Consider the following 4,055-nt stretch of genomic DNA (forward strand, 5'->3'; position numbering starts at 1 on the left):
GAGATGTGTACAAGAGACACCACCCACCCCACGGTCTCCGAGTTCCGGCACCCCCGCGAATGCCTCATCCGATACCTCGACCACGAACCCGACCAGCTCGGCCGCCGCCAGTTCGTCGGCTACTGGCTCGACAACAACCGAGTGCGCGGCCAGGTCTGGCACAGCGACCCCACCACCTGGACCGCCCGCACCGAACGCGACGGCGGAACCGTCCGCACCCTCGAGGCCCTGTGATGGCCGAGAAGCCTTTCACCATCACCCGGGTACCAAAACCGCGTCCCGATGCGGCAGCGGGCAAACCAGCCGGGCAAAAGACCCCAACCGATGCGAGTGCATGCCCCACGTGTGGCGCACTCGTCGCCGACCCGGCACTCCACCGCGCGCACCACGACCGCACCGACCGCTGGGTCGACCGCGTGAACGGCGTCCTGCAGACCGTGCTGCAGGCGATCCGCATTCGCGCCGCCACCGGCGAGGAGGCCGACCATGTCTAACCTCACGCTCACCGATCTGTTCTGCGGCGCCGGCGGATCCTCGACCGGCGCGATCCAGGTGCCCGGCATCGAGGTCCGCGTCGCCTCCAACCATTGGAACCTCGCCGTCGAGACCCACAACACCAACCACCCCGATGCCGATCACATTTGCGCGGACCTGTCGCAGATCGACCCGCGCTACTTCCCGGCCACGGACATCCTGTGGGCGTCACCGGAGTGCACGAACCACTCTCGGGCCAAGGGGCAGAAGAAGCTTCGCCCGGCGAATCTGTTCGATGACGAGCCGCTGCCGGACGAGGCCGCCGAACGTTCCCGCGCCACCATGTGGGACGTGCCGCGGTTCGCCGAGGCACACGGGTATCGGGCGATCATCGTGGAGAACGTCGCCGAGGCGGTCGAGTGGGCGCCGGAGTGGTCGCCGGAGAAGGGCACGCTGTTCCGGTCGTGGCTGTCGACGATGGACGCGATGGGCTACGACCACCACATCGTGTACCTGAACTCGATGCACGCCCAGCTGTTCGGGCAGGGCGCCCCGCAAAGCCGGGACCGGCTCTATGTCGTGTTCTGGCGGAAGGGTGATCGGCGCCCGGACATCGAGCGCGTCACCCGCCCACGGACCGTCTGCCCGGACTGCGGCCCGGTCTCGGCGATGCAGGCTTTCAAGCCGGGCGGGTCGAAGGTGGCGCGGTACCGCTCGCAGTACGTGTACCGGTGCCCGAACGTGACCTGCCGCAACCAGATCCTCGAACCTGCGGTGCGTCCAGCCGCCGAGATCATCGACTGGTCCGACCTCGGCACCCGCATCGGCGACCGCACGAAACCTCTGGCAGCCAAAACGATGGCCCGGATCCAGGCGGGCATCGAGAAGTACTGGATCCACCACGGGCTCGCTGTACCGGTCGAGGGCCGCGAAGGCAAGCACGCCCACCCCGTCGATCGGCCGCTGCGCACGATGTCGACCCGCCGCGAAACCGGGTGGGCGTTTGTCGCCGAACTCCGCGGCGGCGGTTCGAAACACCGGCCCGTGACCCGCCCGCTGTGCACGGTGACCGCTGGCGGCGGCCACCACGGACTCGTCACCCCCGCCGGCGGGACATGGCGCGAGCACGCGACGTCTACCGCCGAACCGATCCCGGCCCGGACCACCCGCGAGACCGACGGCATCGCCATCGGCCCCGCGATCGACATCAACGACGTCCGGTTCCGGATGCTCGAGCCCCGCGAAATCGTCGCGGCGATGGACTTCCCGCGCGAGTACATCGTCCTCGGCAACCGGCGCGAGCAAGTCCGCATGGCCGGAAACGCCGTCACCCCACCAGCCGCCCGCGACCTCGTCGGAGTCGTCGCCGAAAGCCTCGGAGCCACCGCATGAACAACCAGGAGACGAACATGTCTGACCGCTACCGCAAGAAGCCCGTCGAGATCGACGCCGTTCAGTGGGACGGCACCGCTGAAGCAGCGGCCCCGATTATCGAGTGGGCGCATGCCAATAACGTGACCATCACCTACAACTGCCCGGACGGCGACGCCTGCCGCCGGGACACGCACGTTCTTTTGGTGTGCACGCTCGAAGGCGCGATGAGTGCCCTCCCTGGCGACTGGATTGTGCGCGGCATCAAGGGCGAGTTTTACCCGGTCAAGCCCGACATCTTCGCCGCCACCTACGAGCCGGTGGAGGCGCAGACCAATGCCTGAGATCACCGTCTACGGCCGCCGCGGCTGCCAGCAATGCCGCACCACCACCCAACACCTCGACCGCCTCGACCTCCCCTACCGGTACGTCGACGTCGACACCGACCAGGCCGGCGCCGACACCGTCACCATGCTCGGCTACCGGACCCTGCCCGTCGTCACCGCCGGCGACATGCATTGGTCCGGGTACCGGCACGCCCACATCAAGCGGCTCGCCGAAAACCTGGCGACCGCGCCCGATCCCGCCGAGGCCGCCGAGCTCGAGGCCGCGGCCGAGCAGTACCTCACCGAGGGAGCCGACCATGCCTGACCAGATCCCCGCCCCGCTGACCAACGAGCAGCTGACCCAATGGGGCGACGACGCCGACGGATTCCCGGCCTACTGGCTGGTTGAGCACGACGGCTGCATCGCCGCGATGGCTACCGAGCTGCTGGATGCCCGCGCTGAAATCGCCGCACTGCGCAACGACCTCGACGCCAAGGGCAGCGATTTCGACGCAGCTTGCCGCCATCTGGGAGAAGCCCGCGACCAGCTCGCCGCGCTGCTCGACAGCGAGCTCGGCAACCCGGACCGCGACACGGCTAGCAGGGAGTTCCTGAGCCGATGCGCCGCCGACGCCATCCTCGCCGCCGGATTCCGGCCCCCCGCCCGCGAGATCACCGACTACGCCGAGTTCACGAACCTGCCTGTCGGGGCTGTGGTCATGGGCACCGACACCCGCACGGTCTGGCAGCGCGTCACCGATGGATGGCTGTGGGTGGGGCACAACATTCCCGCCTACCACTACGAGGTGTTCCGGGACGACAAGTCCGTCACCGTCCTGTACGTACCCACCGAGGAGGCCACCGATGGCGAGTGACCGCGACTACCTCGATCACTGGACCGCGACGGCCGACCGGGTATGCGCCGACACGCTGTTCCTGCTCGGTGAGGGTGACGACGGTCGGTTCTATGTACGCGAGCTGCGCGGGGACCGTTGGCGGCGCATGAGCCACTGGAACCCCCGCTACTGGATGGCCTACCTCGGGTCGCGGCTCACGCACCAGATCGTCTTCCTGGAACTGGGGTACTGACCATGACCGACTGCAACCAGCGCGGCAGCGTGAACTCCTGCCTGTACCCGCGCCGCGATCCCAACACCGCCTGCGGTTACGCCCATGCCGAGCGCATCGACACGACCGAGGAGTTCGAGACCGATGAGTGACCGCGACACCCTGGCCGAGCTGATCAACCCGCACCAGCCAAAAGCCCGCGGCTACTGGTGTTCATGCGGGAAAGCGCTTTCCGAGCACATCGACCAGCACCGCGCGGACGTCATGCTGGCCGCGGGCTGGCGTCCACCCGCCCGCGTCATCGAGACCCCGTCTGAGTTGTCGGCACTGCCCGCGCTGTCTGTCGTCATCAACACCCACACCGGGGCGGCCTGGCAGCGCACCGAACACCTCAGCTGGATCTCCAAGAACGGGCTGCTCGACTCGCGTGACCTGTTCCGCGCACCCGGCCACCTCGTCCTGATTCACGTCCCCACCGAGGAGGCTCGCGATGGCGAGTGGCCGCGACATCCTGGCCGAGCTGATGTCCGTAGCGATGCCGTGGGCATGGACACCACCAGCGCAGGCGGTAGACGCCGTGCTCGCCGCTGGCTGGCGTCCACCCGCCCGCGGCATCGAGACGGCCGAAGAGCTGGACAAGCTGCCGTCGGGGTCGGTCGTCGTGCACTCGCCGTGCCCCGACGAGCACGCCTGCACCTGGCAATCCGGCACGGGCGGCTGGTGGTTCACCCCTGGCGACGGCTGCCCGTACGAACCACACGATCTGATCTCACACTGCGGCATCAGCGGGCGGCTGCTCCTGCTGTGGGAGCCCTC

9 protein-coding genes are annotated in these 4,055 nt (G+C 68.4%); all 9 read left to right on the forward strand.

The annotated features are described in order from the left end of the window. Positions 1-234 (forward strand): hypothetical protein (locus A5733_RS27470; RefSeq protein WP_158070601.1); only part of this gene is annotated, 234 nt, incomplete at its 5' end. Then, positions 234-494 (forward strand): hypothetical protein, encoded by a 261-nt coding sequence (locus A5733_RS10420; protein ID WP_076240057.1) that lies wholly within the window; start codon positions 234-236, stop codon positions 492-494. The genes A5733_RS27470 and A5733_RS10420, both read left to right, overlap by 1 nt. Beyond that, positions 487-1,866 carry a DNA cytosine methyltransferase gene (locus A5733_RS10425; RefSeq protein ID WP_076240058.1) on the forward strand — a complete coding sequence of 460 codons (1,380 nt, stop codon included), beginning with the start codon at positions 487-489 and terminating at the stop codon, positions 1,864-1,866. Before A5733_RS10420 ends, A5733_RS10425 begins: the two co-directional genes overlap by 8 nt. Continuing rightward, a complete protein-coding gene (locus A5733_RS10430; RefSeq protein ID WP_233152667.1) occupies positions 1,863-2,189 on the forward strand; it encodes a hypothetical protein in 327 nt (108 codons plus the stop codon). The genes A5733_RS10425 and A5733_RS10430 overlap by 4 nt, the downstream gene beginning before the upstream one ends. Next, complete coding sequence (locus A5733_RS10435) at positions 2,182-2,496, forward strand: glutaredoxin family protein (RefSeq protein ID WP_076240059.1); 315 nt, start codon at positions 2,182-2,184, stop codon at positions 2,494-2,496. The genes A5733_RS10430 and A5733_RS10435 overlap by 8 nt, the downstream gene beginning before the upstream one ends. After that, positions 2,489-3,046, forward strand: a complete 558-nt coding sequence (locus A5733_RS10440; RefSeq protein WP_076240060.1) for a hypothetical protein — start codon at positions 2,489-2,491, stop codon at positions 3,044-3,046. Before A5733_RS10435 ends, A5733_RS10440 begins: the two co-directional genes overlap by 8 nt. Continuing rightward, the gene (locus tag A5733_RS10445; RefSeq protein ID WP_076240061.1) at positions 3,036-3,260 is read left to right on the forward strand and encodes a hypothetical protein; all 225 of its coding nucleotides are present in this window, start codon (positions 3,036-3,038) and stop codon (positions 3,258-3,260) included. The genes A5733_RS10440 and A5733_RS10445 overlap by 11 nt, the downstream gene beginning before the upstream one ends. 2 nt (positions 3,261-3,262) lie before the next feature. Then, a complete protein-coding gene (locus tag A5733_RS28085) occupies positions 3,263-3,391 on the forward strand; it encodes a hypothetical protein (RefSeq protein WP_255376480.1) in 129 nt (42 codons plus the stop codon). A 338-nt stretch (positions 3,392-3,729) separates the two neighbouring features. Beyond that, positions 3,730-4,055, forward strand: a 326-nt coding sequence (locus A5733_RS27895; RefSeq protein ID WP_142253916.1) for a hypothetical protein, incomplete at its 3' end; no start/stop codon positions are given.

The sequence above is a fragment of the Mycobacterium sp. NS-7484 genome (assembly GCF_001953975.1).
Classification (GTDB): Bacteria; Actinomycetota; Actinomycetes; order Mycobacteriales; family Mycobacteriaceae; genus Mycobacterium.

What these genes read in the sequence shown, in the direction of transcription:
- A5733_RS10420 (WP_076240057.1), top strand. Translation starts at nt 234, where the DNA reads ATGGCCGAGAAGCCTTTCACCATCACCCGGGTACCAAAACCGCGTCCC.
- A5733_RS10425 (WP_076240058.1), top strand. Translation starts at nt 487, where the DNA reads ATGTCTAACCTCACGCTCACCGATCTGTTCTGCGGCGCCGGCGGATCC.
- A5733_RS10430 (WP_233152667.1), top strand. Translation starts at nt 1,863, where the DNA reads ATGAACAACCAGGAGACGAACATGTCTGACCGCTACCGCAAGAAGCCC.
- A5733_RS10435 (WP_076240059.1), top strand. Translation starts at nt 2,182, where the DNA reads ATGCCTGAGATCACCGTCTACGGCCGCCGCGGCTGCCAGCAATGCCGC.
- A5733_RS10440 (WP_076240060.1), top strand. Translation starts at nt 2,489, where the DNA reads ATGCCTGACCAGATCCCCGCCCCGCTGACCAACGAGCAGCTGACCCAA.
- A5733_RS10445 (WP_076240061.1), top strand. Translation starts at nt 3,036, where the DNA reads ATGGCGAGTGACCGCGACTACCTCGATCACTGGACCGCGACGGCCGAC.
- A5733_RS28085 (WP_255376480.1), top strand. Translation starts at nt 3,263, where the DNA reads ATGACCGACTGCAACCAGCGCGGCAGCGTGAACTCCTGCCTGTACCCG.